Annotated in this window: 17 protein-coding genes; 5 read left to right on the top strand and 12 right to left on the bottom strand. The window is 71.5% G+C overall.

The features are described from left to right. Positions 1-4: 4 nt before the first annotated feature. The 6 genes from ACFXPL_RS12150 to ACFXPL_RS12125 form a co-directional block, all read right to left on the bottom strand. Positions 5-1,939, bottom strand: coding sequence for a GMC oxidoreductase (locus tag ACFXPL_RS12150; RefSeq protein WP_384916566.1), 1,935 nt, complete (start codon positions 1,937-1,939; stop codon positions 5-7). A gap of 35 nt (positions 1,940-1,974) precedes the next feature. After that, entirely contained in the window at positions 1,975-3,606 is a 1,632-nt protein-coding gene (locus ACFXPL_RS12145; RefSeq protein WP_384916563.1) for a succinic semialdehyde dehydrogenase, read from the bottom strand. Positions 3,607-3,742: 136 nt separating this feature from the next. Further along, positions 3,743-5,554, bottom strand: a complete 1,812-nt coding sequence (locus ACFXPL_RS12140; RefSeq protein ID WP_384916702.1) for a serine/threonine-protein kinase — start codon at positions 5,552-5,554, stop codon at positions 3,743-3,745. 182 nt (positions 5,555-5,736) lie between these two features. Then, the gene (locus tag ACFXPL_RS12135; protein WP_384916560.1) at positions 5,737-8,937 is read right to left on the bottom strand and encodes a protein kinase; all 3,201 of its coding nucleotides are present in this window, start codon (positions 8,935-8,937) and stop codon (positions 5,737-5,739) included. A 227-nt stretch (positions 8,938-9,164) separates the two neighbouring features. Next, complete coding sequence (locus tag ACFXPL_RS12130) at positions 9,165-11,129, bottom strand: protein kinase (RefSeq protein ID WP_384916557.1); 1,965 nt, start codon at positions 11,127-11,129, stop codon at positions 9,165-9,167. A gap of 645 nt (positions 11,130-11,774) precedes the next feature. After that, complete coding sequence (locus ACFXPL_RS12125) at positions 11,775-13,496, bottom strand: glycerol-3-phosphate dehydrogenase/oxidase (RefSeq protein ID WP_384916554.1); 1,722 nt, start codon at positions 13,494-13,496, stop codon at positions 11,775-11,777. Between the two features lie 252 nt (positions 13,497-13,748). On the opposite strand from ACFXPL_RS12125, the gene ACFXPL_RS12120 reads away from it, so the two are divergent. Together ACFXPL_RS12120 and ACFXPL_RS12115 are read left to right on the top strand one after the other, a co-directional pair. Further along, positions 13,749-15,011 (top strand): nucleotide sugar dehydrogenase, encoded by a 1,263-nt coding sequence (locus ACFXPL_RS12120; RefSeq protein ID WP_384916551.1) that lies wholly within the window; start codon positions 13,749-13,751, stop codon positions 15,009-15,011. Between the two features lie 129 nt (positions 15,012-15,140). Next, positions 15,141-15,629: a hypothetical protein gene (locus ACFXPL_RS12115; protein WP_384916548.1), complete on the top strand. Its 489-nt coding sequence runs from the start codon at positions 15,141-15,143 to the stop codon at positions 15,627-15,629. 113 nt (positions 15,630-15,742) lie between these two features. Here ACFXPL_RS12115 and ACFXPL_RS12110 read toward each other — a convergent pair whose 3' ends face one another. From ACFXPL_RS12110 to ACFXPL_RS12095, 4 genes are all read right to left on the bottom strand, one after another. Then, the gene (locus ACFXPL_RS12110; RefSeq protein WP_384916545.1) at positions 15,743-16,867 is read right to left on the bottom strand and encodes a GuaB3 family IMP dehydrogenase-related protein; all 1,125 of its coding nucleotides are present in this window, start codon (positions 16,865-16,867) and stop codon (positions 15,743-15,745) included. A gap of 139 nt (positions 16,868-17,006) precedes the next feature. After that, the gene (gene guaB / locus ACFXPL_RS12105) at positions 17,007-18,509 is read right to left on the bottom strand and encodes an IMP dehydrogenase (RefSeq protein ID WP_384916541.1); all 1,503 of its coding nucleotides are present in this window, start codon (positions 18,507-18,509) and stop codon (positions 17,007-17,009) included. Positions 18,510-18,696: 187 nt separating this feature from the next. After that, positions 18,697-19,272, bottom strand: a complete 576-nt coding sequence (locus tag ACFXPL_RS12100) for a sigma-70 family RNA polymerase sigma factor (protein ID WP_329828701.1) — start codon at positions 19,270-19,272, stop codon at positions 18,697-18,699. A gap of 316 nt (positions 19,273-19,588) precedes the next feature. Further along, a complete protein-coding gene (locus ACFXPL_RS12095) occupies positions 19,589-20,200 on the bottom strand; it encodes a response regulator transcription factor (RefSeq protein WP_003948568.1) in 612 nt (203 codons plus the stop codon). Between the two features lie 425 nt (positions 20,201-20,625). On the opposite strand from ACFXPL_RS12095, the gene ACFXPL_RS12090 reads away from it, so the two are divergent. Then, on the top strand, positions 20,626-21,036 hold the full coding sequence (locus tag ACFXPL_RS12090) for a WhiB family transcriptional regulator (protein WP_384916538.1): 411 nt from the start codon (positions 20,626-20,628) through the stop codon (positions 21,034-21,036). 87 nt (positions 21,037-21,123) lie between these two features. Here ACFXPL_RS12090 and ACFXPL_RS12085 read toward each other — a convergent pair whose 3' ends face one another. Beyond that, positions 21,124-22,014 carry a LysR family transcriptional regulator gene (locus ACFXPL_RS12085; protein WP_384916699.1) on the bottom strand — a complete coding sequence of 297 codons (891 nt, stop codon included), beginning with the start codon at positions 22,012-22,014 and terminating at the stop codon, positions 21,124-21,126. A gap of 89 nt (positions 22,015-22,103) precedes the next feature. On the opposite strand from ACFXPL_RS12085, the gene ACFXPL_RS12080 reads away from it, so the two are divergent. Both ACFXPL_RS12080 and ACFXPL_RS12075 read left to right on the top strand, forming a co-directional pair. Next, positions 22,104-22,778, top strand: coding sequence for an MOSC domain-containing protein (locus ACFXPL_RS12080; protein WP_384916535.1), 675 nt, complete (start codon positions 22,104-22,106; stop codon positions 22,776-22,778). Positions 22,779-22,862: 84 nt separating this feature from the next. Continuing rightward, entirely contained in the window at positions 22,863-23,636 is a 774-nt protein-coding gene (locus ACFXPL_RS12075) for an SDR family NAD(P)-dependent oxidoreductase (protein WP_384916532.1), read from the top strand. A gap of 215 nt (positions 23,637-23,851) precedes the next feature. Here ACFXPL_RS12075 and groL read toward each other — a convergent pair whose 3' ends face one another. Further along, positions 23,852-25,477, bottom strand: coding sequence for a chaperonin GroEL (gene groL, locus ACFXPL_RS12070; protein ID WP_384916530.1), 1,626 nt, complete (start codon positions 25,475-25,477; stop codon positions 23,852-23,854). Positions 25,478-25,525: the final 48 nt, after the last annotated feature.

The raw sequence follows: 25,525 nt of genomic DNA, 5'->3' as shown, positions 1-25,525 counted from the left end.
GGTGTCAGGTCGCCGTTCCGCGCCGGACCGACGGCATTCCCAGGAACGGCAGCTTCAGCTCGCCGAACGCCCCTTCCGGGACCACCGGCGACCGTGGCTCCACGGGCGCCAGCCGCACGTACCCCGTCCCCTCGCCCCCCTCGATGCCCGCACCCGGCTCCGTGGCCTGGTCCGGGCGCGGGTCCCGCTCGCCCTTGTTGGGCCAGAAGGACATCGCGCGCTCCGCCTGCGCCGTGATCGTCAGGGACGGGTTCACGCCCAGGTTGGCCGAGACCGCCGAGCCGTCGACCACCGAGATCCCGGGGTGCCCGTAGAGCCGGTGGTACGGGTCGATCACGCCCTCCCGCGCCGAGGCGCCGATGACGCATCCGCCCAGGAAGTGCGCGGTCAGCGGCGTGCCCATGAGCTCGCCCACGTTGCTGCCCGGGAAGCCGTTGATCTCCTCGGCCAAGAGGGTCGCGGCGCGCGTCGCCTCGGGTATCTGCTTCGGGTTGGGGGCGCCGTGGCCCTGGCGGGCGGTGAGCAGGCCCTTGCCCACCCCGTCGGCCTTGCGGTACGTGGTGAGGGAGTTGTCCAGCGACTGCATGACCAGTCCGATGATCGTCCGTTCCGACCATTTGCGGTACCAGAGCGAGCGGAGCAGCAGCACCGGGTGGCGCACGGCGTTCCCGAGCCAGCCCCGTACGCGGTGGTCGCCGTACGGCACCTGGAGCACACAGAGCGCGCCCATCGCGTTGGAGCCCTTCCCGTAGCGCACGGGCTCGACGTGGGTGGTGGCGTTCGGGTGGATGGAGGACGTGATGGCGACGCCCCGGGTGAAGTCCGCCTTGGGTGCGCCGTGGCGTGCGCGGTAGCGCCGGTCCAGGGTCCGCGCGCCCACCAGCGCCTCGGAGTTGGTACGGGTGAGCTCGCCCAGCCGCGGTGAGAGACGCGGCAGCAGTCCCCGGTCGCGCATCGTGTGCAGCAGGGTCTGGGTGCCGTAGGTGCCGGCGGCGATCACGACGTGACGGGCGCGGAGCACTTTCCCGGGGCCACCAGTACCACCTTTTGTACGACCCTTGCGCCGTTGGTCCGTCGGCACGGTGGTGACGCGGAGGCCGCCCTTCCCGTCCTCCGTGACAGCGGTCACCGAGGTCATGGGGTGAATGGTCGCTCCGGCCCGCTCCGCCAGGTACAGGTAGTTCTCGGTGAGGGTGTTCTTCGCGCCGTGCCGGCAGCCCGTCATGCACTCGCCGCACTCGGTGCAGGCACGCCGCGCCGGTCCCGTACCGCCGAAGTACGGGTCATCGACCGTCGCCCCGGGCCGCGCGGCGGCCGTGCCGGCATCGCCCCCGGCGTCCCGGCCGTCCCCGAAGAAGACCCCGACGGGGGCGAGGTGGAAGCTGTCGCCCACGCCCATCGCCTCGGCGGCCGCCTTGAGGTGGACGTCCGAGGGGGTCGTCGTCGGATTGAGCCGGACGCCGAGCATGCGCCGCGCCTGGTCGTAGTACGGCTTCAGCTCCTGTTCCCAGTCGGTGATGGCCGCCCACTGCGGGTCCTCGAAGAAGGCGGCCGGCGGCACGTAGAGCGTGTTGGCGTAGTTGAGCGAGCCGCCGCCGACCCCGGCGCCCGCCAGCACCATCACGTTGCCGAGCAGATGGACGCGCTGGATGCCGTAAAGACCGAGGGCCGGGGCCCAGAGATAGTTCCTGACGTCCCAGGAGTTCTTGGGGAGCGTCTCACGGGTGAAACGCCGGCCCGCCTCCAGGATCCCGACCCGGTATCCCTTCTCGGTCAGCCGCAGCGCGGAGACCGAACCGCCGAAACCGGAGCCGACCACGATCACGTCGTAGTCGTACCCGGAATCCTCGTCGGCGCCGTACCCGGAGCCCTCGTCGACGGCGTACGGGGAGTCCCTGTCCGCGCCGTACTCGTCTTCGTGGTCGTCCGTCTGTGACATCGGCTCTCCTCGTTGAGAACTCGCGCGGCCATGGACTACCGCAGCCGCAACGCCTTCATGACCCGCAGACTCCCGCTCATGAAGGCCGCGTACTTCTCGTCGGCCATCCCGAGGAACGGCGCCATCGGCATGATCCGCTGCTCGGCCACCGTCTGGGCCTCGGTGTACTTGAGGATGCCCTCGGAGCCATGCCGCCGGCCGAGGCCGGATTCCTTCATTCCGCCCATCGGTGACTGGGCACTGCCGTACGCCGACGCGTACCCCTCGTTGATGTTGACGGTGCCCGTGAGCAGCCGCGCCGCGATCGCGTGACCGCGCCGGGAGTCCCGTGTCCAGACGCTCGCGTTGAGGCCGTACGGCGTGTCGTTGGCGCGGTCGACGACGTCGTCCTCGTCGCTGAAGCGGTAGAGGGAGACGACCGGGCCGAAGGTCTCCTCCGCGCACACCGCCATCGGCGCCTCGACGCCTTCGAGGATGGTCGGCTCGTGGAAGAACGGCCCGAGGTCGGGGCGCGCGACGCCGCCCGCGACGACCGTGGCGCCCTTGGCGACGGCCTCCTCGACATGGCGGACGGTGGCCGCCAACTGCCGCTCCCCCACGAGGGACCCCATGTCGGCGCCGTACGCGAGCGCACTGCCGAGCCGCATCGCCCTCGTACGGGCGGCGAACCGTTCCACGAACGCGTCGGCCACCGACTCGTGCACGTACAGCCGCTCGATGGAGATGCAGAGCTGGCCCGCCGACGAGAAGCAGGCGCGCACCGCGCCCGCCGCGGCCTTCTCGACGTCCGCGTCGGCCAGCACCAGCATGGCGTTCTTGCCGCCCAGTTCGAGGGAGACGCCGACGAGCCGGTCCGCCGCGCCCCTGGCCACCTCGCGGCCGGTCCTGGTCGAGCCGGTGAACGAGACGTAGTCCGCGTGCCGGACCACCTCGGGGCCGACGACGGGCCCCTCCCCGAGGACGACCTGGAAGACCTCGGCGGGCAGCCCCGCCTCGACCAGCAGGTCACGGGCCCACAGCGCGGTGAGCGCGGTCTCCGTGTCGGGCTTCATGACGACGGCGTTCCCGGCGACGAACGCGGGCAGCGCGTCACCGACGGACAGCTCCAGCGGATAGTTCCACGGCGCGATCTGGCCGACGACCCCGCGCGGCCGGCGCGCCTCGCTGACCTTGGTCAGCACCGGTACGGCGCCGGTGTGACGCCTCGTGTGCAGGTACGAAGCGGCCTTGCGCCCGTAGTGGCGGGCGGCCACGGCGACCGCCTGGACCTCCTCGTGTGCGTGCAGCCTGGCCTTGCCGGTCTCCAGTTGGATCAGGTCGAGCACCTCGGCCTGGCGCTCCAGGACGAGATCGTGGAAGCGGAGCAGCACGGCCGCCCGCTGCCGTACGGGGAGGGCGGCCCAGACCGGCTGGGCGGCGCGGGCCCGCTCGTAGGCGGCTGCCACGTCCTCGGGGGTGGACTCGGGCAGGTCTGCCAGCTTCTCCCCGGTGAACGGGGTGTGGTTGGCGGTACGGCCGGAGCCGACGACGCCGCGCGTGAGCTGGGCGACCACCTCGGGGGTGACCACGTCGGCCGCCGTGCGCACGCCGGCCGGGGTGGGGGCCACGGGGTTGGTGCGGGGGCCGGCGGGGGCGGAGGTGGGGGTGGAGACCTGCGAGTCCGTCATGAAACCGAGCGTATTCCGTGGGCGAGACTTTGAATACCCGGCAGTAACAGCCAATCGGCGCACGGGATCCGGTACGGGTCTCCGGGGAGGTACGAAGGAGTCGAGCGCTGCGTCGAGCAGGCCGTACGGGCCGGGCTCAGCCCCCGGATTCGGCGGAATCGGTGGACCCGGTGGAATCGGTGGATCCGGCGGGCGGCTCCTGCCAGCTCCGCAGTACGGCGTCGAACTGCTTGCGCGTCTCCGCCCAGTCCTCCTCAGGACCCGACATGTAGATGGCGTACTCCGTGCCGCTGTCGTCCGAGTAGTAGATCTGGTCGATGGCGTGCCGCTTCCCCGGATGGGCGCCCTTCTCCGTCCAGGTGAACTCCCATATCGCGGCCTTCTCCTTGTCCCGGTACCGGTTGGCCTCCAGCCTGATCACGTTGTACTCCAGCCGCTGCCGCAGGCCCTCCTGCATGCTCTCCATATGCTGGGCCGGGGTTTCGAAGTCCGGCGTGGAGACGCTGATCCGCAGCAGGTGCAGCCCGCCGTCCGGGCTGTAGTCGATCTGCTCACTGTCCGTCACCCGTGACCAGTCGTCGGGCAGGTTGACGCTGAAGCCCTCCGGCGCCTTGACGCGCTTCCACCCCTCGCCGGCCGAACCGCCGGTGGAACCGCTGGTGACGGAACCGTCGACGGGTTCGTCACCGCCGTCGGACGGCCCGGCCGAGGTGTTCGTTCCCGCCGAGTCGCCCGGTTTGCCGTTCGCGGTGTCCGGGGAATTGTCCGAGAACCTCAGGGCGAGGAAGCCGGCGCCACCGCCGAGGACGGCCGCCGCCACGACGGCCACCACCGCCGTACGCCAACGGCCGCGACGGCCCTGACCGCCGCCGGCCGGTAGCGGCGGCGCTGCGGACGTCCACTCCGGTACGGGCGCGGGTACGGGCGCGGCGGCGGGCAGCGGCGCGGCCCGGGTCACGTGCCCCGTACCGAGGCCGCCGGAGCCGCCGGAGCGCGTGCCGTGGGCGCCGGGCACGCCGGGCGCCTCCCGCCCGGCGTGCGCCTCCCGCCCGCCGTGCGCACCGCTGTCCACGGCGCGGGTCCCGACGTACGTCGTCGCCTCGCTCCGCGCGTCCGGTGCGTCCGGCGCGTCGGCGACACCCGGACTCCGGCCCTCCGCAACCTCGCGGAGCAGCCGCGCGCACGCGTCCACGTCCGGCCGTTCCGCCGGGTCCTTGCGGAGCAGCGCGGCGATGACGGGGCCGAGAGGGCCCGCCTGGTCGGGGTGGGCCGGCTCGTCCGTGACGACGGCCTGCATCGTGGACAGCGGTGTGCCGCGGCGGAACGGTGAGGTCCCCTGCACGGCCGTGTAGAGCGTGACACCCAGTGACCAGAGGTCGGAGGCGGGGCCGGGGTCCTTGCCGCGTACCCGCTCGGGAGCCAGATAGTCGATGGAGCCGACCAGTTCGCCCGTTCTGGTGATCGTCGAGTCGCCTTCGATGGCCGCTATGCCGAAGTCGGTGAGGAGGACGCCGCCGTCCCGGGCGAGGAGGACGTTGCCCGGCTTCACATCGCGGTGCAGCACGCCGGCCGCGTGCGCGGCGCGCAGCGCGTCGAGGACCGCGAGGCCGGTCCTGGCCACCTCGCGGGGGCCGAGCCGGCCGGACTCCTTCACGGCGTCGGCGAGGGAGGGGCCGTCGACGTACTGCATGACGATCCACGGCCGGTCGTCGTGGTCGAGGACGTCGTGGACGGTGACGACGGCGGGGTGGCTGATCCGGGCGGCGGCGCGCGCCTCCTTCTGCGTGCGCTGGTGCAGTACGGCCCGGTCCGCCTCGGAGGCGTAACGTCCCGCGGTCAGCTCCTTGATGGCGACCGTGCGGTGGAGGACTTCGTCGTGCGCGCGCCATACCTTGCCCATGCCGCCGCGGCCGATGGCCTCGCCCAGGCGGTACCGCCCGGCGAGCACCGGTCCGGTACCGACGCCCTGACCGGGCGTCCCGGACGCGGCCGTCCCGGTCCCGGCCGTTCCCGTAGCCGCGCCGGCGCCTGTGCTCGCGCCCGTACTCTGCGAATGCTCCACGTCCCAGCCCCGTTCCTTGGGATCACAGGGTACGGAGGGAACACGGTGACGGGAAACCTCGGGTCGTCTCAGCCGGTGACGCGGTAGGCCCCGGTGGCCTGTTGATAGATCTCGGACACCTTGTCCCGCTGGTCGTCCGGCCCGATGGCCTGCACGATGTGGTACCTGCCTTCGATGATCATCGCGAGGTTCCGTACGTAGACCTGGCGTCCGCTGCTGTCCTGCCAGGTGTACTGACCCTCCGCCATGGCCTGGCGTCCCACGTCGATCCGGCGCAGTCCGGTGGCACTGGACCAGGAGGAGTCGCGGAACGGCTGGAGCTCCCGCTCCTTGTCGCGCTGATAGGCCAGCGGATCGTCGCCGTTGTCCGCCACGCTGTCCCGGCCGGGTACCACGATCAGTGTGAAGTCACCTCCGACGTAACGGACTTGCCCGCTGTCGTTGATGGGGCGCCGCTGCCAGTCCTTGTCGACCGCCGTGCGGAACCCCTCCGTGTCCTCCCGCAGCGCGTACCCGTCGGCGAGATCGGCCGCGGGCCCGGAGGTCTGGGGTGCGGACGTGTTGGGCTTCTCGTCCGGGCTGTTGGAGGCGGGATCGCCCGTCGGGGACCGGGGCGCCGACGACACGGTCGGGGACGCCTCGCCGACGCGCTGCCCCTTCTGCTCGGTGGTGCCGGACTTCGGCAGGAACATCACGGCGTACCCGATGGCCAGCAGGAGGAGAAGCAGGATCAGCAACAGCAGGTTGCGGCCCAGGGAACGGGGGCCGCGCCCCTTGTCGTCGCGGTCCTCGCGATCGTCCCACCGGCCGCCCGACGCGCCGCCCGCCCTGCCGCCCGACCGGGCCGGGCGGTCGTCCAACCGGTCGTCCACCCCACTGTCCAGGCGGTCGTCGAGGCGGTCCTGGCGATGGAACATCGCCTCGGTCTCGGGCCGCAGGGGCGCTTCGTACTCCTCGTACCGGCGCGGCTCCTCCACACCGGTCCTGGCGGAGCTCCCGGCCTTCCCGGCCCTCCCCGCCTTCTCCTTGCGCTCGTTGCCCTTCTTCTGACGGTGCCGTCCGTGGCCCAGGTCCCGGCGCCGTCGCCTGCGGACCAGCTCGCCCCGGCGCCGCTTTATCGGCAGCCGCGTGGCGTCCTCGGACAGCAGCGGTACGACGTCCAGACCGGCCTCGGGCTCGGGCGCCGACCGCACGAGCGAACGCAGCCAGCCGCGCAGCTCCTCGAAGTCCGGCCGTTCGGTCGGGTCCTGACGCAGCAGCGACTCGACGACCGGCCGCAGCGGGCCGCACTCCTCGGCGAACGCGGGCGGCTCGGCGCAGACGAGCTGCACCAGCTCTATGGCGCTCTCCTCCGGGTACGGGGCATGCCCCTGCACCGCGCGGTAGAGCAGCGCGCCCAGCGCCCACAGGTCGGTGGCGGGGCCGATGGGCGGCGCGAGCTGCCAGTTGTCGTGTACGGGGCCTGCCTGCTCGGGTGACCAGCGCTCCGTGACCGCGCCGACGACGGCGATCCGGGCCTGCCGGGCGCGCTCGGCGGCGAGGGGGGTGGCCGGGCCGCGGTAGGCGGGCGAGGCGCTGCCCGCCATGACCTCGTCCCAACGGCCGCCGTTGCCGCCCGCGACGGCGGGGAGCTGGAGCGACTGCCCCCGCGCGCCGGTGTGCGAGGCGTCATGGGCGCCGACGCTCTGCCGGCCGACCCTGCCGTCGTCCCTGCCACCGGCTCCGGAACCGGGGCCTCCGTACGGGGCATCACCGCCGCCCCGGGCCATGACCAGGTCGGTGCCCGGCCGTTGGTCCGCGTCGCGGTGCACGGGGATGCCGGAGGTGGTGCCGCCTCCGAAGGAACCGGCGGAGTCCGGGCCGTACGGCCGGCCGTACGCCCCTGAGCCGCTGCCGGGGAGACCGCCGCCCCCGGCGGGCACGGACCCCGAGGCGTCGTTCCAGGGCGCCGGGCCGTCGCGCCAGGTCCCGGCGAGCTGGGGGCGGTAGGGGGTGGGCGGCTCGTCGTCCTCGTCCGCGTCGGCGTCACCGTCCGGGTCGGCGTCCGAGAAGCCGCGCGGCTGGGCCCACCAGTCCGGGTCGGGGCGGGAGTCACGCGGCGTCTCACGCGGCCCGTTCCCCGTACCGCTGCCCGCCGTCCCCGGCCCGGTGCTCCTGCCCACGTCGCTGGTACCGGTACCGGTACCGGCGCCCGGCTCGGGGAGCGGGGGTACCGCGGTCCTGCCGGAGCTCGGGTCCTCGCCGGCCTGTGCGGCGGCGCGGGCGCCCGCGCGGTACGCGGCGATGGCGCCGGCGCGCGCGGCCCGGATGTCTCCCGAGGCGTTCCCGCTCGGCAGCGCGGGCCGGCCGTCGAACGGGGCGGGCACTCCCGGGGTGGCGCCCTGTGGCCGGGGGAAGGCGCCTGACGTACCGGACGACGTGCCGTCCCCGTACGGGTTCTCCGGGCGGGCGCGCTCCAGCTCGGCGTGGCCGGAGGTTCCTGGCACGCCCGCCGTCGGGCCCGGGTCGTACGCCGCTCCCTGGCGCAGAGCTCCGGGCACTCCCCCGGTCGGGGCGAACCCCTCGGGCAGTCCCGGCTGCCCCTGGGGCCCCGACCGCTGTGTGTCATCGACCGGATCCGGCCCTTGACCTTGCCCTTGGTCCTGGCCTTGAGGGGCATCGGGCACCGGATCCGGATCCGGTGGTTCCGGCACCGGTGCGTAGCCGCACAGGGCTTCCTCGGCCGCGCCCGCCGCGAGCCCGGTCAGCACGACCCGCCCGTCGTCGCAGACGAGCACCGTGCGGACGGTGATGTTCCGGTGGGTCCAGCCGTGCGCGTGCACCACGCGTACGGCGGTGAGCACGTCGGAGGCGATCTCGGCCGCCCTGAAGGGGTTCAGCGGCTTCTCGGCGAGCAGCGCGGCCAGTGGTCTGGCGGCGACGAGTTCACTCACTATCCACAGCGAACCGGACTCCGCGAAGACGTCGAAGACCTGGTCGAGGCGGGGATGGTCGGGGATCTGGGCGGCGCTCTGCGCGGCCTCGATGGCCCGCCGCACCGCCGGATCCGTGGCCTTGCGTGCCGTACGCCCGTGGACGCGCCGCGGCGGTCCGCCGTCGGCCTCCACGACCTCGGCCTCCACGACCTCCGGCAGCGGCACCTGCCTGACGAGGACTTCCTGTCCGCTGTACGTGTCGAACGCGCGCGTCTCGACGAGTTCGTACTCGTCGGAGGGCGGCAACGGCAGGCGATAGCGGTCTGCGAGCACTCGACCCGCGTATTCGTCCACGACGCCTCCCCACAAACAGGCCGTCTCCAGGTCACGGAGACCCGCGAAACCGCCAATTCCGGTCGTTTACCGGCTCATTGTGGATGCGTACGGTTCGCGAGTTCTCACGATACGTGGCGGCGGGGGAACATGCCGCCGGGTCGCGGCAACCCGCTGCGGAACGTTCGCATCCGGTATGCCGCATCCTTCCCGCCCGCAGCCGGAACTCACCAGTCCGGTCTTCCCGCTCAGTCCTTGGGCGCGAACGTCGCGTGCGCCGTGTCCCGGAGAGTCGTGCACTCGGCGCCGTCCCACTCGCTCGCCTTGCAGCTCACCATGATCGAGTAACCGTGCGTGGCGTCGATCTTGAAGCCCCGGTTGAGCACCCGTATCTGCTGGCCGCCCTGCTGACGCTCGAACTCCCAGTCCGCGGCCGTCGGGTAGCCGTTGAAGTCGATCTCCTTGATACCGAGGAGTTTGTAATTGCTGCTGCTCCTGGCGACCACCGGCTCCAGGCTTCGCCACGCCGCCGCGGCGTCGTCCGTGGGCTTGGCGTTGAAGTCGATCTGGACGCGCGGGAAGGTGCCGCTGGCCCGGTTGTAGATACCGCCGGAGTTCACACCGGCTATGTCGGTGCGCTTGAGGCCGTCGGGCATCGCCATCGAGAAGTGGAACCGGTCGTCGCTGACGGTGGCGTACCCGTCGGGCAGTCCCGCCTCGTCCTCGCTGTCGGCGTGGTCGCCGCTGTCCTCGGCGTCGTCGTCGGAGTCGCCCGACGAGCCCGCGTCGGAGCCGGAGTCGTCGTCCTCCGCGTTCGAACCGCCGGTGCCGGCGGCGCCCTTGCCGTCCTCGGCCGCGCTCTTGCCCGGGTCCGCGCTGCCCCGCGCACTGTCGGACTTGGGCACGATCGGCGCGTGGGTACCGTCGGTGGCCTTGCCCGCGCCGGCGTCCTTCTCGTCGCCACCGGTCAGGGCGACGGCCAGGATCGTGGAGATCAGGGCCACGGCGGCGACGACCGCGATGATCACCAGCGTGCGCCGGGGCACCACGTCGGTGAGCGAAGCGCGCGGCGTCGCCGGCCGGTACGGAGCCGCCGCGGGCTCGGGCCGGGGCCCGGCCGTCGCGGCGGCGGCCGACGCCGAGCCGACGGAGGCCGATGCCGCAACCGGTACCGCCGTCCTGCGCGCGGAGCGCAGCGCTCCGCGCACCCGGTCGCTCCCCGACTCGGCGGCGGACTTACGGCCCGTACGCTCGGCCGGCTCCTCGGGCAACGGAGGCATCGGGACGACCCGGGTGGCGTCGAGCGGCGGCTCGGGCTCCGCCTCCGGCGCCTGGACGATGTCCTCCAGGAGGGCCCGCGCGCCCGCGTCGTCGAGCCGCTGCTCGGGGTCCTTGGCGAGCAGCCCGTAGATGACCTCGGCGAGCGCGCCCGCGTTCTTCGGCGGGTCGAGCGGCTCGGTCATCACGGCGGTCAGCGTGGCGATCGCCGAGCCCCTGTCGTAAGGAGGGCAGCCCTCCACCGACGCGTACAGCAGACCGCCGAGCGACCAGAGGTCGGCCGCGGGCCCCGGTTTGTGGCCGCGGGCGCGCTCCGGCGAGATGTAGGACGGGGCGCCGACGAGCATGCCGGTCGAGGTGACCGACGGGTCGCCCTCGACCTGGGCGATACCGAAGTCGGTGAGCACGACGCGGCCGTCCTCGGCGATCAGCACGTTGGACGGCTTCACGTCGCGGTGCAGGATGCCCTCGCGGTGCGCCGAGCGCAGCACGTCGAGAATGGCGAGCCCGACCTCGGCGGCCCGTCGCGGCGTCAGAAGCCCGTCCTCGCGAACGGCTTCGGCCAGGGACTTGCCCTCGACCAGCTCCATGACGATCCACGGCCGGTCGTCCTCGTCCACGACGTCGAAGACCGTCACCGCCCCGCTGTTGCGGATCCGGGCGATCGCCTTGGCCTCGCGCAGCGTGCGCGTGATGAGCCGGCGCTTCTCGTCCTCGTCGATGCTGGAAGGGAAGCGGAGTTCCTTCACCGCGACCGTACGGCCCAGCGTCTCGTCGAGGGCACGCCACACGGTGCCCATGCCACCGCGCCCGAGCACCCCGCCGAGCCGGTACCTGCCTGCGAGCAGACGCCCTTCAGGGCTGCCCTCGGCGGTCTTCCCCGCGTCCTGCCGAGGTTCCTTCGCCGTGTCCCGCGACTGCTCCGACTCCGACATGCGTCCCCTCTGCGATCCCTGATCCTGGCCCGCGACCGCCCTCACCGTGCGGTGCCGTAACGCGCCCTGGCAGAGCCTTCATTGTCCCTCATTCCGGGACGGCCACTGCTCCCGGGTCCGGCGTCCGCCACGGCGGTGCCCGACGGAGGCGCCCCCACCCTGCCACTACCCCGGGCCCCGCCCAGCACCCCGCCGGTCAGGCGCCCGTTCGACAACGGAACGGAATACCTGGTGACGGATGAGCCTGCTGTGACGCGTGATGCCGGAGTGGGGGTTACGGGAGTATCCCCCACGAGGACCCACCCGCGTCCACCGAGGGCGGGTTGACGCTTCCGGACGCCCTCGAACCCGCCCTTCGGCCATCACCGGCGCACGCTGCCCACGCACGCCTGTGATCAGTACGGCACACGGCCGCCGATGGTTCAACTCCCGCGGACGGCCGCACCGGAATGGCACGGAGTGCCCGGCCGCGGCACTTGCCAGGAGCCTCGCGGAAAGGGGCCTCCCGGACAGGCACCTCCTGGACAGGCACCTCCCGGACAGGGGCACCCCGAACAAGCACACCCCGGACAGACACCGCCCGGATGAGCACGCGTCAGTTGGACGAAGGCGGGACAGAAGGTGGACCGATCACCTGAGCCCGGCTCAGATCGGCACGATGTCCGGCGCTCCCAGCCGCGCCGCGTCCGCCGTCTGGTCGTCCGGCTGGCGCTGCGACTCGCGCTCCGCCTCCACCCGCTTCTCGTAGTGCTCCACCTCCCGTTCGATCTGGCCCTTGTCCCAGCCGAGCACCGGCGCCATCAGCACCGCGCACTCCCGGGCGCTGCGTGTCCCCCGGTCGAAGGTCTCGATCGAGATCCGCGTCCGCCGCGTCAGCACGTCGTCGAGATGGCGCGCCCCTTCGTGCGAGGCGGCGTACACCACCTCGGCGCGCAGATAGTCCTCCGCGCCACCCAGGGGCTCGCCGAGCCCCGGATCGGCGGCGATCAGCTCCAGCACCTCCTCGACCAGCGTGCCGTAGCGGTTCAGGAGGTGCTCCACGCGCGCCACATGGATGCCCGTACGCTCCGCCATCCTGGCCCGCGCGTTCCACAGCGCGTGATATCCCTCGGCGCCGAGCAGCGGCACGTCTTCCGTGACGCACTCGGCCACCCGCTGGTCGAGGCCGTGCACCGCCTCGTCCACCGCGTCCTTGGCCATCACCCGGTACGTCGTGTACTTGCCGCCGGCGACGACGACCATGCCGGGCACCGGATGGGCGACCGTGTGCTCGCGTGACAGCTTGCTCGTCGCGTCGGACTCCCCGGCGAGCAGTGGGCGCAGCCCCGCGTACACCCCCTGGACGTCATCCCGGGTCAGCGGCGTGTGCAGCACCGAGTTGACATGTTCGAGCAGGTAGTCGATGTCCGCGCTGGAGGCCGCGGGGTGGGCCTTGTCCAGGTCCCAGCCGGTGTCCGTGGTGCCCACGATCCAGTGGCGGCCCCACGGGATGACGAAGAGCACGGACTTCTCCGTCCGCAGGATCAGCCCCGTGGTCGAGTGGATCCGGTCCTTGGGGACGACGAGGTGGATGCCCTTGGAGGCGCGGACGTGGAACTGTCCGCGCTCCGCGATCAGCCCTTGCGTGTCGTCCGTCCACACCCCGGTCGCGTTGACGACCTGCTTCGCCCGGATCTCGTACTCCCCAGCCCCTTCCCGCGTCGAGCTCTCCACGTCCCGCACCCGGGCGCCCACGACCCGCTCGCCCTCCCGCAGGAAGCCGACGACGCGCGCCCGGCTGGCGACCTGCGCGCCGTAGGTGGCGGCCGTGCGCACCAGGGTGGCCACGTAGCGCGCGTCGTCCATCTGGGCGTCGTAGTACTGGAGGGCGCCGACCAGGGCGTCCTTCTTCAGGCAGGGCGCCACCCGCAGGGCGTGCCGTCGCGAGAGGTGGCGGTGGACCGGCAGGCCCCGCCCGTGCCCGGACGAGACGGACATCGCGTCGTACAGCGCGACGCCCGAGCCCGCGTAGAGCCGCTCCCAGCCCTTGTGCTTCAGCGGATACAGGAACGGCACCGGCTTCACGAGGTGGGGTGCCAGCTTCTCCAGCAGCAGCCCCCGCTCCTTGAGGGCTTCCCGTACGAGTGTGAAGTCGAGCATCTCCAGGTAGCGCAGACCTCCGTGGATCAGCTTGCTCGATCTGCTCGATGTGCCGGACGCCCAGTCCCGCGCCTCCACCAGGCCGGTCGCCAGGCCCCGGGTCGCGGCGTCGAGAGCGGTCCCGGCTCCGACCACACCCGCGCCCACGACCAGTACGTCCAGTTCGCGCTCGGCCATCGCCGCGAGCGCTCGGGCGCGCTCCGCAGGTCCCAGTGTCGCTGTCCTCACCGCTTGCCTCCCGTCGTCCCCCCGGTGGTCGGGCTCACGTCTCGATTCTGTCCGCACTCGCCGACTTCAGCCACCGGCTGTGGATAACCCCGGCCGGACCCCGCCCACGCCGCGCGGGCGACAGGACGACGCCCCCGGCCACGCAATGCCGCATAACGGTCATATTTACGCCTAGTCTGACATTGCGCCCGCCCATTCTGTCCACAGGGCTTGCGCTCACTGTCCACTCCGGCTAAGGGAAGGACGGCCGCCATGCCCGCAGATCTCGCCGTCATCGGACTCGGTCATCTCGGACTGCCCCTCGCCCAGGCCGCCGTAGCCGCCGGGATCCAGACCATCGGCTTCGACACCGACCCACGCCCCATCGCGGAACTGGCCGCCGGCCACACGCCCGTCGACGGCCCGCTCGCCCCCTCCGACATCCGCAGGATGCTCGCCGGCGGTTTCCGGCCCACCACCAACCCGACCGAGCTGGGCCGGGTCCGTACCGCCGTGATCTGCGCGCCCACCCCTCTCGGCGCCGACCGCACCCCCGACCTGACCGCCCTCGGCGAGGCCGCCCGCGCGCTCGCCGCCAAGCTGCGCCCCCACACCACCGTGCTGCTGGAGTCGCCCGCCGCGCCCGGCACCACGGAGGGCTTCCTGCGCACCACCCTGGAGGAGGGCTCGGGGCTGCGCGCGGGCCGCGACTTCCACCTCGCGTACTCGCCCGGCCGGCTCGACCCCGGCAACCGCACCCACTGCTTCGCCAACACGCCCAAGGTGATCGGCGGCCTCACCCCCGCCTGCACCGAGTCCGCCGCCGCCTTCTACGGCCGGCTGACCGACAAGGTCGTACGGGCGCGGGGCCCGCGCGAGGCCGAGACCGTCAAGCTCCTCGAAACCAACTTCCGGCACGTCAACATCGCCCTCGTCAACGAGATGGCCGTGCTCTGCCACGACCTCGGTGTGGACCTCTGGGACGTCATCCGCTGCGCCGAGACCAAGCCCTTCGGCTTCCAGTCGTTCCGGCCGGGCCCGGGAGTCGGCGGCCACGGCGTGCCGATGGACCCCAGCTACCTGCCGCACGCGGGCCGTACGCCCGGCCATCCGCTGCGGATGGTCGGCCTCGCCCAGGAGATCAACGACCGGATGCCGCAGTACGTCATCCAGCGGTGCGCCGCTCTCCTCAACGAGCACGGCAAGTCGGCGCGCGCGGCCCGGGTGCTGCTCCTGGGTGTCACCTACAAGCCGGACCTCGCCGACCAGGAGAGCTCACCCGCCACGGAGATCGCCTGCCGGCTGATGGATCTGGGTGCTTCGGTCAGCTACCACGACCCGTACGTCCCCGACTGGCGCGTACGCGAGCAGCCCGTACCGCGCGCGGACTCCCTCTACGAGGCCGCCGCGAACGCCGATCTGACGGTGCTGCTCCAGCACCACCGTACGTACGACCTCCAGGGCCTGGCGGTCAAGGCGCAGCTCCTGCTGGACACCAGGGGCGCGAGCCCGGCGGGCGCCGCGTACCGCCTCTGAGCGGTGCGGAAGCCTCCGGGGTGCCTCTTCCAGGGAATTGTCAGCCGATTGTCGGACCTGGCTGCTACTGTCCGGGGCTGTCGTGTGCAAGTCATGCTCGCGCCATTTTCCCTGGGGGGATCTTTCACCATGAGCCAGTCCGTTCCACCTCCCGGCAATCCCTTCGCCCCGGGTGCCGTGCCGCCCGCGCCGTTCGCCCCTCCGCCCGCCCCCGCCCGTGACAACATCGCGCTCGGCCTGGCGGCGGCTCTGGTCACCGCTCTCGTCGCCGCCGGTGTCTACGGCGGGATCGCCGGGGCCATCGAGCGGGAGATCGGCTGGGCGGCCATCGGGGTGGGCTTCCTGATCGGGCTCGTCGCGGGCAAGGTGGGCGGCACCAACCCCGTCCTGCCGGTCGTCAGCGGCGCGCTGGCGCTGGGCGCCGTCTACCTCGGCCAGATCGTGGGCATCGCGATCATCGTCGCCAAGGAGCTGAACGTCTCCGCGACGGACGTCTTCCTCGACCACTTCGGTCTGCTGACCGATGCCTGGAACGAGGGCAAGGACGTCATGACGTTCCTCTTCTTCGCCCTGGCCGCGTTCGCCGCGTTCTCGGGCGCGAAGAAGGCCAACTCCTAGCTGGAAGAACTCTGGAAGAAGGCCGCCCCTTGAGGGAGACGGCCGCACGCGTGCAGCGAGAAGGCCGCTTCCTGGGAAGCGGCCTTCTCGAAACACTCTGTCCAGGGCAGTGGTCAGCGGCGGTGCTGCGAGTCCGCGACCGTCACCTCGACGCGCTGGAACTCCTTCAGCTCGCTGTAGCCCGTCGTCGCCATGGCCCGCCTCAGGGCACCGAAGAAGTTCATCGACCCGTCCGGGATGTGCGAGGGGCCCGTCAGGACCTCCTCCGTCGTGCCGACGATGCCCAGGTCCACCAGCTTGCCGCGCGGCACGTCCTCGTGGACGGCCTCCATGCCCCAGTGGCGCCCCTTGCCCGGCGCGTCCGTCGCCCGGGCCAGCGGGGAGCCGATCATCACCGAGTCCGCGCCGCACGCGATCGCCTTGGGCAGGTCGCCGGACCAGCCGACGCCGCCGTCCGCGATGACGTGCACGTACCGGCCGCCGGACTCGTCCATGTAGTCGCGGCGGGCCGCCGCGACATCCGCGACGGCCGTCGCCATCGGCACCTGGATGCCCAGCACGTTACGGGTGGTGTGCGCCGCGCCGCCGCCGAAGCCGACCAGCACGCCCGCCGCGCCGGTACGCATCAGGTGCAGGGCCGCGGTGTACGTGGCACAGCCGCCGACGATGACCGGGACGTCCAGCTCGTAGATGAACTGCTTCAGGTTGAGCGGCTCGGCGGCCCCCGAGACGTGCTCGGCGGAGACCGTCGTACCGCGGATGACGAAGATGTCGACCCCGGCGTCCACGACGGCCTTGGAGAACTGCGCGGTGCGCTGCGGCGAGAGCGCGGCGGCCGTGACGACGCCCGAGTCCCGCACCTCCTTGATCCGCCGGCCGATCAGCTCTTCCTTGATCGGCTCGGCGTAGATCTCCTGAAGCCTGCGGTTCGCACTCGACTCGTCCAGCTCGGCGATCTCTTCGAGCAGCGGCTCGGGGTCCTCGTACCGGGTCCACAGACCCTCCAGGTTGAGGACGCCCAGACCGCCCATCTCGCCGATGCGGATGGCGGTGCTCGGCGAGACCACGGAGTCCATCGGAGCGGCCAGGAACGGCAGCTCGAACCGGTAGGCGTCGATCTGCCAGGCGATCGAGACCTCCTTCGGGTCCCGGGTGCGCCGGCTGGGGACGACGGCGATGTCGTCGAAGGCGTACGCCCTGCGGCCGCGCTTGCCGCGCCCGATCTCGATCTCAGTCACGATGTGTGGCCTTTCCTCTACGTCTGCCGTCCCAGTATCCCCGTATCCCCGCGGTCACTCCTCAGGGAGGACCCGCGTGAAGCCGCCCAGGTGGACGACCAGCACGGGGAGGAGGCTTTCACCGGCCGGGTACGGCGCGTCAGCGGCCCGTGTAGTTCGGCGCCTCGACCGTCATCTGGATGTCGTGCGGGTGGCTCTCCTTGAGGCCCGCCGACGTGATCCGTACGAAGCGGCCCTTGCGCTCCATCTCGTCGATGGACGCCGCGCCCACGTATCCCATCGTCTGACGGAGTCCGCCGATGAGCTGGTGCAGTACGGCGGAGAGGGGGCCCCGGTAGGGGACCTGGCCCTCGATGCCCTCGGGGACGAGCTTGTCGTCGGAGGAGACCTCGGCCTGGAAGTAGCGGTCCTTCGAGAAGGAGCGGCCCTGGCCACGTGACTGCATCGCGCCGAGCGAGCCCATGCCGCGGTACGACTTGAACTGCTTGCCGTTGATGAACTGCAGCTCGCCCGGCGACTCCTCGCACCCGGCGAGCAGGCTGCCGAGCATGACCGTGCTGGCCCCGGCCGCGAGCGCCTTGCCGATGTCGCCGGAGTACTGGAGGCCGCCGTCGCCGATGACCGGGACTCCGGCCGCCTGGCACGCCACGGCCGCCTCGTAGATCGCTGTGACCTGCGGTACGCCGATGCCGGCGACGACACGGGTCGTACAGATCGAGCCGGGGCCCACGCCGACCTTGACGCCGTCCACACCCGCGTCGATCAGCGCCTGGGCGCCGTCGCGGGTGGCGACGTTGCCGCCGATGATGTCGACGGAGACCGACGACTTGATCTTGGACATCCAGCTCAGCGCGTTGCTGTTGTGGCCGTGCGAGGTGTCCACGACGAGGAAGTCGACGCCCGCGGCGACCAGCGCCTGGGCGCGTTCCAGCGCCTCCGGGCTGGCGCCGACGGCCGCGCCGACGAGCAGCCTGCCCTCGGCGTCCTTGGCCGCGTTCGGGTACTTCTCGGCCTTGACGAAGTCCTTGACGGTGATGAGGCCCTTGAGGATGCCCGCGTCGTCGACCAGCGGCAGCTTCTCGATCTTGTGACGGCGCAGAAGCTGCATGGCGTCCACGCCGGAGATGCCGACCTTGCCGGTGACCAGCGGCATCGGGGTCATGACCTCGCGCACCTGGCGCGTACGGTCCGCCTCGAAGGCCATGTCACGGTTGGTGACGATGCCGAGCAGCTTGCCCGCGCGGTCGGTGACCGGGACGCCGCTGATCCGGAACTTGGCGCAGAGCTGGTCCGCCTCGGCGAGCGTCGCGTCCGGGTGGACCGTGATCGGGTCGGTCACCATGCCGGACTCGGAGCGCTTCACCAGGTCGACCTGGTTGGCCTGGTCGGCGATGGAGAGGTTGCGGTGCAGCACCCCGACGCCGCCCTGCCGCGCCATGGCGATCGCCATGCGGGCCTCGGTGACCTTGTCCATCGCCGCGGAGAGCAGCGGGATGTTCACCTTGACGTTCCGCGAGACCAGAGACGCGGTGTCCACCTGGTTCGGCAGCACTTCCGAGGCGCCCGGCAGCAGCAGCACGTCGTCGTATGTCAGCCCGAGTGTCGCGAACTTCTCGGGCACTCCGTCGACGTTTGCAGTCATGACACCTTCCCCAAATGGCCTTGATCGGTGCGGATGTCCATGCTAACGGCCTCTGCGGGCCTCTCATTCCACGCTTGAGATCACCGATCCGGCTTTGTACGTTCGTACGGCGAACGGCCGCGCACGCGCGCACGCGCCCCCGGGGGCACGCCCGGTGTACGCCCGGTCCGCGCCCGCGTCACGCCCGTCACTGCTCCGCGAGCGCCCGCAGTCTGCTCAGCGCGCGGTGCTGGGCGACCCGTACCGCTCCCGGGGACATGCCCAGCATCTGCCCGGTCTCTTCCGCCGTGAGCCCGACGGCGACCCGCAGCACCAGCAGCTCGCGCTGGTTCTCCGGCAGGTTGGCCAGCAGTTTCTTGGCCCACTCGGCATCGCTGCTGAGGAGCGCGCGCTCCTCGGGGCCCAGTGAGTCGTCGGGGCGCTCGGGCATCTCGTCGGACGGCACGGCCGTGGATCCCGGGTGCCGCATGGCGGCCCGCTGGAGGTCGGCGACCTTGTGTCCGGCGATGGCGAAGACGAACGCCTCGAAGGGCCGTCCGGTGTCGCGGTAGCGCGGCAGCGCCATCAGTACGGCGACACAGACCTCCTGTGCGAGGTCCTCGACGAAGTGGCGCGCGTCACCCGGCAGCCGGTTGAGTCTCGTACGGCAGTAGCGCAGCGCGAGCGGGTGCACACGGGCCAGAAGGTCGTGCGTGGCCCGTTCGTCACCGTCGACGGCGCGGTGAACGAGCGCACCAATCACCGTGGGCTCGTCTTCGCGCATCGGTCCATGGTGCCTTGGCGGCTGTTGATCGGTGGCACTGTGTCCGTAGTTGTGCACCGAAGCGTTATGAGCGGGTGCGGCAGAACTCATCTCCTGCGCCCTCCCCTCGCGCTCGTCCGACTCGTCCCCGTGGAAGTCCACATCTCAAGGATGCGGCATTGCGCGGGAAACGGGTGTGTACGGACGTACGTTGCCTCACCCGGCGCCCGGAAGTCACTTCGCGCGGCGCCGCGACGCCCGCGCACACAGCGCCGGAACGCCGGCCCGCCCGCCGTCGGAAACCGCCGGCGGGCGAGGGGTCAGGACCGGTCGTACGTCAGCGGACCAGGCCCCAGCGGAAGCCGAGCGCCACCGCGTGTGCCCGGTCGGAGGCGCCGAGTTTCTTGAAGAGCCGCCGGGCGTGCGTCTTGACCGTGTCCTCGGAAAGGAACAGCTCACGGCCGATCTCTGCGTTGGAGCGACCGTGGCTCATGCCTTCGAGCACCTGGATCTCGCGCGCCGTGAGCGTCGGCGCCGCGCCCATCTCGGCCGACCGGAGCCGGCGCGGGGCGAGCCGCCAGGTCGGGTCGGCGAGCGCCTGCGTGACCGTCGCGCGCAGCTCGGCGCGCGAGGCGTCCTTGTGCAGATAGCCGCGGGCCCCGGCGGCGACCGCGAGCGCGACCCCGTCCAGATCCTCCGCGACCGTGAGCATGATGATCCGGGCGCCGGGGTCGGCCGAGAGCAGCCGGCGGACGGTCTCGACCCCCCCGAGCCCGGGCATCCGTACGTCCATCAGAATGAGATCCGACCGATCGGCACCCCAGCGGCGGAGGACTTCCTCGCCGTTGGCCGCGGTCGTCACGCGCTCGACACCGGGCACGGTCGCGACCGCGCGGCGAAGCGCCTCTCGGGCAAGCGGGGAGTCGTCGCAGACGAGGACGGATGTCATGACCGTCCTCCGCAGCTAGTGCGCGTCACCTTGAGCCTCCAGGCTGGGTACATATGTCACCTGTGCGATTGACGCTCTCGGACATGTGCCCGATCGCTCATTCTCTCAACCGCCTCGCACATTCAACGACGGTCACTCGAAAGAGTTACGGGTCCGACGGCCGACTTCGGCACTCCCCGTAAGGAGTCGCACACGGAGGAGAGCGGCGGCAGGTCTTCCGGCGTTCAGTCGGAGCTATGCCCCATTTAGCGGCTTTTCTTCACTTTTACTGGTGTCTGTGGCTAGATTCGCAATGAGTCATATTTACATCTACTTACATAGTAGATGTACGGTCGGGGGCACCGGTGCGGGTAAGCGCCGGGCTCGAACCCGGCGTCCAAGCGGGCCCGTATCCGCCTCAGCACGGTTTCAAGGGGACATGAGCAATGGCAGATTTCTCCCGCCTTCCCGGACCGAACGCAGATCTGTGGGACTGGCAGCTCCTGGCAGCTTGTCGTGGTGTGGACAGTTCGCTCTTCTTCCACCCGGAGGGGGAAAGGGGCGCGGCGCGAAGCGCGCGTGAGAACTCGGCGAAAGAGGTGTGCATGCGGTGCCCGGTCCGCGCGGAGTGCGCGGCGCACGCACTGGCGGTACGGGAGCCGTACGGCGTGTGGGGCGGGCTGACCGAGGACGAACGTGAGGAGCTGATGGGGCGGGCGCGCACCCGGCTGATCACGGCGCACGCCTCCGCGCCGTCGCCGCCGTCACCCTCGTCGTCCCCGTCGGCATCGGCTTCCGCGGGCGCGCCGGGGCCTGGCGGGGGCGCGGGCCCCGGAGGGCATCACCGGGTGGACTGAACGCGGTTCTCCTCACGACCTCACGGCAGAAACGTTTCAGCACACCCCCCTGTCTCCTTCGGGGGCGGAGACGAGCACGTCCGCGACTCAGCGCGCGGCGGCGCGGCTGAGCTGGTCCAGCATGGCCGCGACGGCCGGGACCCGCGCCAGGTCCGGCAGCGTGAGCGCGACGATCTCCCGTTCCACGGACGGCTCGACCCTCAGCGCCCGCACCCCTTCCGTACGGACCGACTCCATCGCCAGCTCCGGCAGCATCGCCACCCCGAGCCCGGCCGCGACCAGCCCGACCACAGCCGGACAGTCGTCGGTGGCGAAGTCGATCCGGGGCGTGAACCCCGCCTCACCACAAGCGTCGACGAGTTGGGTACGGCAGCGCGGGCACCCCGCGATCCACGGCTCGCCGGCGAACTCACCGAGCGCGACCCCGTCCGCGTCCGCGAGCCGGTGGCCTTCGGGGACGAGGCCCACGAGCCGGTCCCTGAGCAGTGGCCGGACGACCAGGTCCTCCCACTCCGCCTCGGAGCCGCCGTACCGGAACGCCAGGGCCACCTCGCAGTCGCCGTCCCGCAGCATCGCCGCCGAGCTGGGCGGCTCGGCCTCGACGAGTGAGACGCGGGTGCCGGGGTGGGCGGCGCGCAGGGCCGCCAGCGCGGCGGGGACGAGGGTGGAACTGCCGCTCGGGAAGGAGACCAGCCGGACCCGGCCCGCGCGCAGCCCGGCGATGGCGGCCATCTCCTCCTCCGCGGCGGTGAGCCCGGCGAGGATGCCGGTCGCGTGCCGTACGAGGGCTTCACCCGCCTGGGTCAATCGCGTCTCGCGGCCCGTCCGGACGATCAGTGGCGTCCGCGCGGAGGTTTCGAGCGCCTTCATCTGCTGGCTGACGGCGGGCTGCGTACAGCCCAGCTCGCGGGCGGCGGCCGAGAAGGAGCCGGTGGCGGCCACGGCGCGCAGCACGCGGAGATGGCGGGCCTCGATCATTCCTCGCATGTCCTGAATATAAGTGATCCTTGGGGTATCGATGATTATTGAGTGGATCCCTTGGGCGGGGGGTGGTTAGCGTGTGGGCCATGAAGCTTCTGACCGTGAATGTGGGACGGCCGAAGACCGTGGAGTACACGGACGCGCCCGGCGGTGCCACGGGGATCGACAAGCGCCCGGTCGAGGGTCCCGTCCAGGTGACCGACCCGGGCCGCAAGGGCGAGGGGGCGAGCGGACTCTCGGGCGACGCGGTCTGCGACCTGCGCCATCACGGCGGTACCGACCAGGCGGTGTACGCGTTCGCGCGGGAGGATCTCGACTTCTGGGAGCGCGAGTTGGGGCGGCCGCTCCCCAACGGCACGTTCGGCGAGAATCTCACGACGTCCGGCCTCGACATCACGAACGCGCGGATCGGAGAGCGCTGGCGGATCGGTTCCGAGGTGGTGCTGGAGACGACGAGCGGGCGGATTCCGTGCCGTACGTTCCAGACCTGGCTGGGCGAGAAGGGCTGGGTCAGGCGCTTCACGCGGCGGGCGGTGACGGGCGCGTATCTACGGGTCATCACTCCGGGCGAGATCCGCGCGGGTGACCCGATCGAGGTGGTCCACCGGCCGGACCACGAGGTGACGGTGGGCCTGGCGTTCCGGGCGGTCACGACGGAGCGGGAGCTGCTGCCGCGTGTCCTCGCGGCCGGAGAGGCGTTGCACGGGGAGGAGTCGAGGATCGCGCGGGAGTATGTGGAGAAGCACGGCGGGCGCCGGTAGGTCCTGTGGGCGCCCGGCCGGAGCGGGGGCGGACGGTTCTGGACGGGGCCCGGGCCGCCGCGGCGCAGGCACTACCGTGCGCGTATGACGACTGCTCTGATTACGGGCTCGACGGCGGGCATCGGCGCCGCCTTCGCGCGACGGCTGGCGGCGGACGGGCACAACCTCGTGCTCGTGGCCCGCGACACCGAGCGCCTGCGCGACCAGGCCACCGAACTGCACGACGCGCACGGCATCGAGGCCGAGGTGCTGACCGCCGACCTGTCCACGGACGCCGGGATCGAGTCGGTGGAGAAACGGCTCTCGGATCCCAGGCTCGCGGTGGATCTGCTGGTCAACAACGCGGGCTTCGCCAACAAGGGCCGTTTCCTCGATGTCCCGATGGCCGACGAGCTGACGATGCTGAAGGTGCACTGCGAGGCGGTGCTGCGGCTGACCACGGCCGGGGTCGGCGGCATGAAGACGCGTGGACGGGGCGGGGTCGTCAATGTGGCGTCGGTCGCCGCGTTCCTCCCGCGCGGAACGTACGGCGCGTCGAAGGCGTGGGTCGTGCAGTTCACCCAGGGCGTGTCACGGGATCTGACAGGGTCGGGGGTGCGGCTGATGGCGCTGTGCCCCGGTTTCGTACGGACCGAGTTCCATGACCGGGCCGGGATGGGCACGGACAACATCCCGGGATGGATGTGGCTGGACGCGGACAAGCTGGTGACGGCCGCGCTGGCCGATCTGGCGCGCGGGAAGACCGTGTCCGTACCGGATCCGCGGTACAAGGCGCTGATGGGTGTGGTGAAGCTGGCCCCGCGCGGGCTGCTCGGTGGAGTCACGTCGAAGACAGGACGCAAGTACGGCCCGCAGTAACGCGGTTACGCGGTTACGCGGTTACGCGGTTACGCGGTTACGCGGTTACGCGGTTACGAACACCAGCAGCATCAAGGCGCCGCAGCAACGTCGGCACCGCCGGCGCGGAAGCACCGCGGGGCAACAGGCGAGGCCCGGCACCCCTCCTGGGGTACCGGGCCCGGCTGCTCGTCGCGGGAGAAAGCCGCGGCGGGGGTTCAGCCGCGAGGCGGAACTCAGTGGCTGTGGCCGTGGCCGCCGTGGCCCGCGTCGGCCTCGTCCTCGGCCGGCTTCTCGACGACCAGGGTCTCGGTCGTGAGCAGCAGCGCGGCGATGGACGCGGCGTTCTCCAGGGCGGAGCGCGTGACCTTGACCGGGTCGATGACGCCGGCCTTCACCAGGTCGACGTACTCGCCGGAGGAGGCGTTGAAGCCGTGGCCCTTGTCGAGCTCCGCCACCTTCGAGGTGATGACGTAGCCCTCAAGGCCGGCGTTCTCGGCGATCCAGCGCAGCGGCTCGACGACGGCGCGGCGGACGACCGCGACACCGGTGGCCTCGTCGCCCTCCTTGCCGAGGTTGCCCTCCAGCACCTTGGCGGCGTGCACCAGAGCGGAGCCACCACCGGAGACGATGCCCTCCTCGACCGCGGCGCGGGTCGCGGAGATGGCGTCCTCCAGGCGGTGCTTCTTCTCCTTCAGCTCCACCTCGGTGGCGGCGCCCACCCGGATCACGCACACGCCGCCGGCCAGCTTCGCGAGGCGCTCCTGGAGCTTCTCGCGGTCCCAGTCGGAGTCCGTGGACTCGATCTCGGCCTTGATCTGGTTGACGCGGCCGGTGATCTCGTCGGCGGCACCCGCACCGTCGACGATGGTCGTGTCGTCCTTGGTGACGGTGACGCGGCGGGCGGAGCCCAGCACGTCCAGACCGGCCTGGTCGAGCTTGAGGCCGACCTCCTCGGCGATGACGGTCGCACCGGTGAGGGTGGCGATGTCGCCGAGCATGGCCTTGCGGCGGTCACCGAAGCCGGGGGCCTTGACCGCGACCGCGTTGAAGGTGCCGCGGATCTTGTTGACGACGAGGGTGGAGAGCGCCTCGCCCTCGACATCCTCGGCGATGATCAGCAGCGGCTTCGAGCTGCCGCCCTGGATGACCTTCTCCAGCAGCGGGAGCAGGTCCTGGATCGAGCCGATCTTGCCCTGGTGGATCAGGATGTACGGGTCGTCGAGGACGGCCTCCATACGCTCCTGGTCGGTCACCATGTAGGGGGACAGGTAGCCCTTGTCGAAGGCCATGCCCTCGGTGAAGTCCAGCTCCAGCCCGAAGGTGTTGGACTCCTCGACGGTGATGACACCGTCCTTGCCGACCTTGTCCATCGCCTCGGCGATGAGCTCGCCGACCTGCTCGTCCTGCGCGGAGAGCGCGGCGACGGCGGCGATGTCGGACTTGTCGTCGATCGGGCGGGCCGTCGCGAGCAGCTCGTCGGAGACGGCCTTGACCGCGGCGTCGATGCCCTTCTTCAGGGAGGCCGGGGAAGCACCCGCGGCGACGTTGCGCAGGCCCTCGCGGACCAGCGCCTGGGCCAGCACGGTGGCGGTGGTGGTGCCGTCACCCGCGATGTCGTTGGTCTTGGTCGCCACCTCCTTCACGAGCTGGGCACCCAGGTTCTCGTACGGGTCGTCGAGCTCGACCTCGCGGGCGATCGTGACACCGTCGTTGGTGATGGTGGGGGCGCCGAACTTCTTGTCGATGACGACGTTGCGGCCCTTGGGGCCGATCGTCACCTTCACCGTGTCGGCAAGCTTGTTGACGCCGCGCTCAAGGGCGCGACGGGCGTCCTCGTCGAACTTCAGGATCTTCGCCATGGGAGCTTCTCTGTCCTCTCAAATGAGCTGCGCCCCTGTCCACCCGGC

Source organism: Streptomyces sp. NPDC059092 (genome assembly GCF_042756365.1).
Lineage (GTDB): Bacteria > Actinomycetota > Actinomycetes > Streptomycetales > Streptomycetaceae > Streptomyces.
The sequence above is the reverse complement of the archived record's forward strand: the minus strand, read 5'-3'. Positions and strand labels throughout refer to the sequence as shown.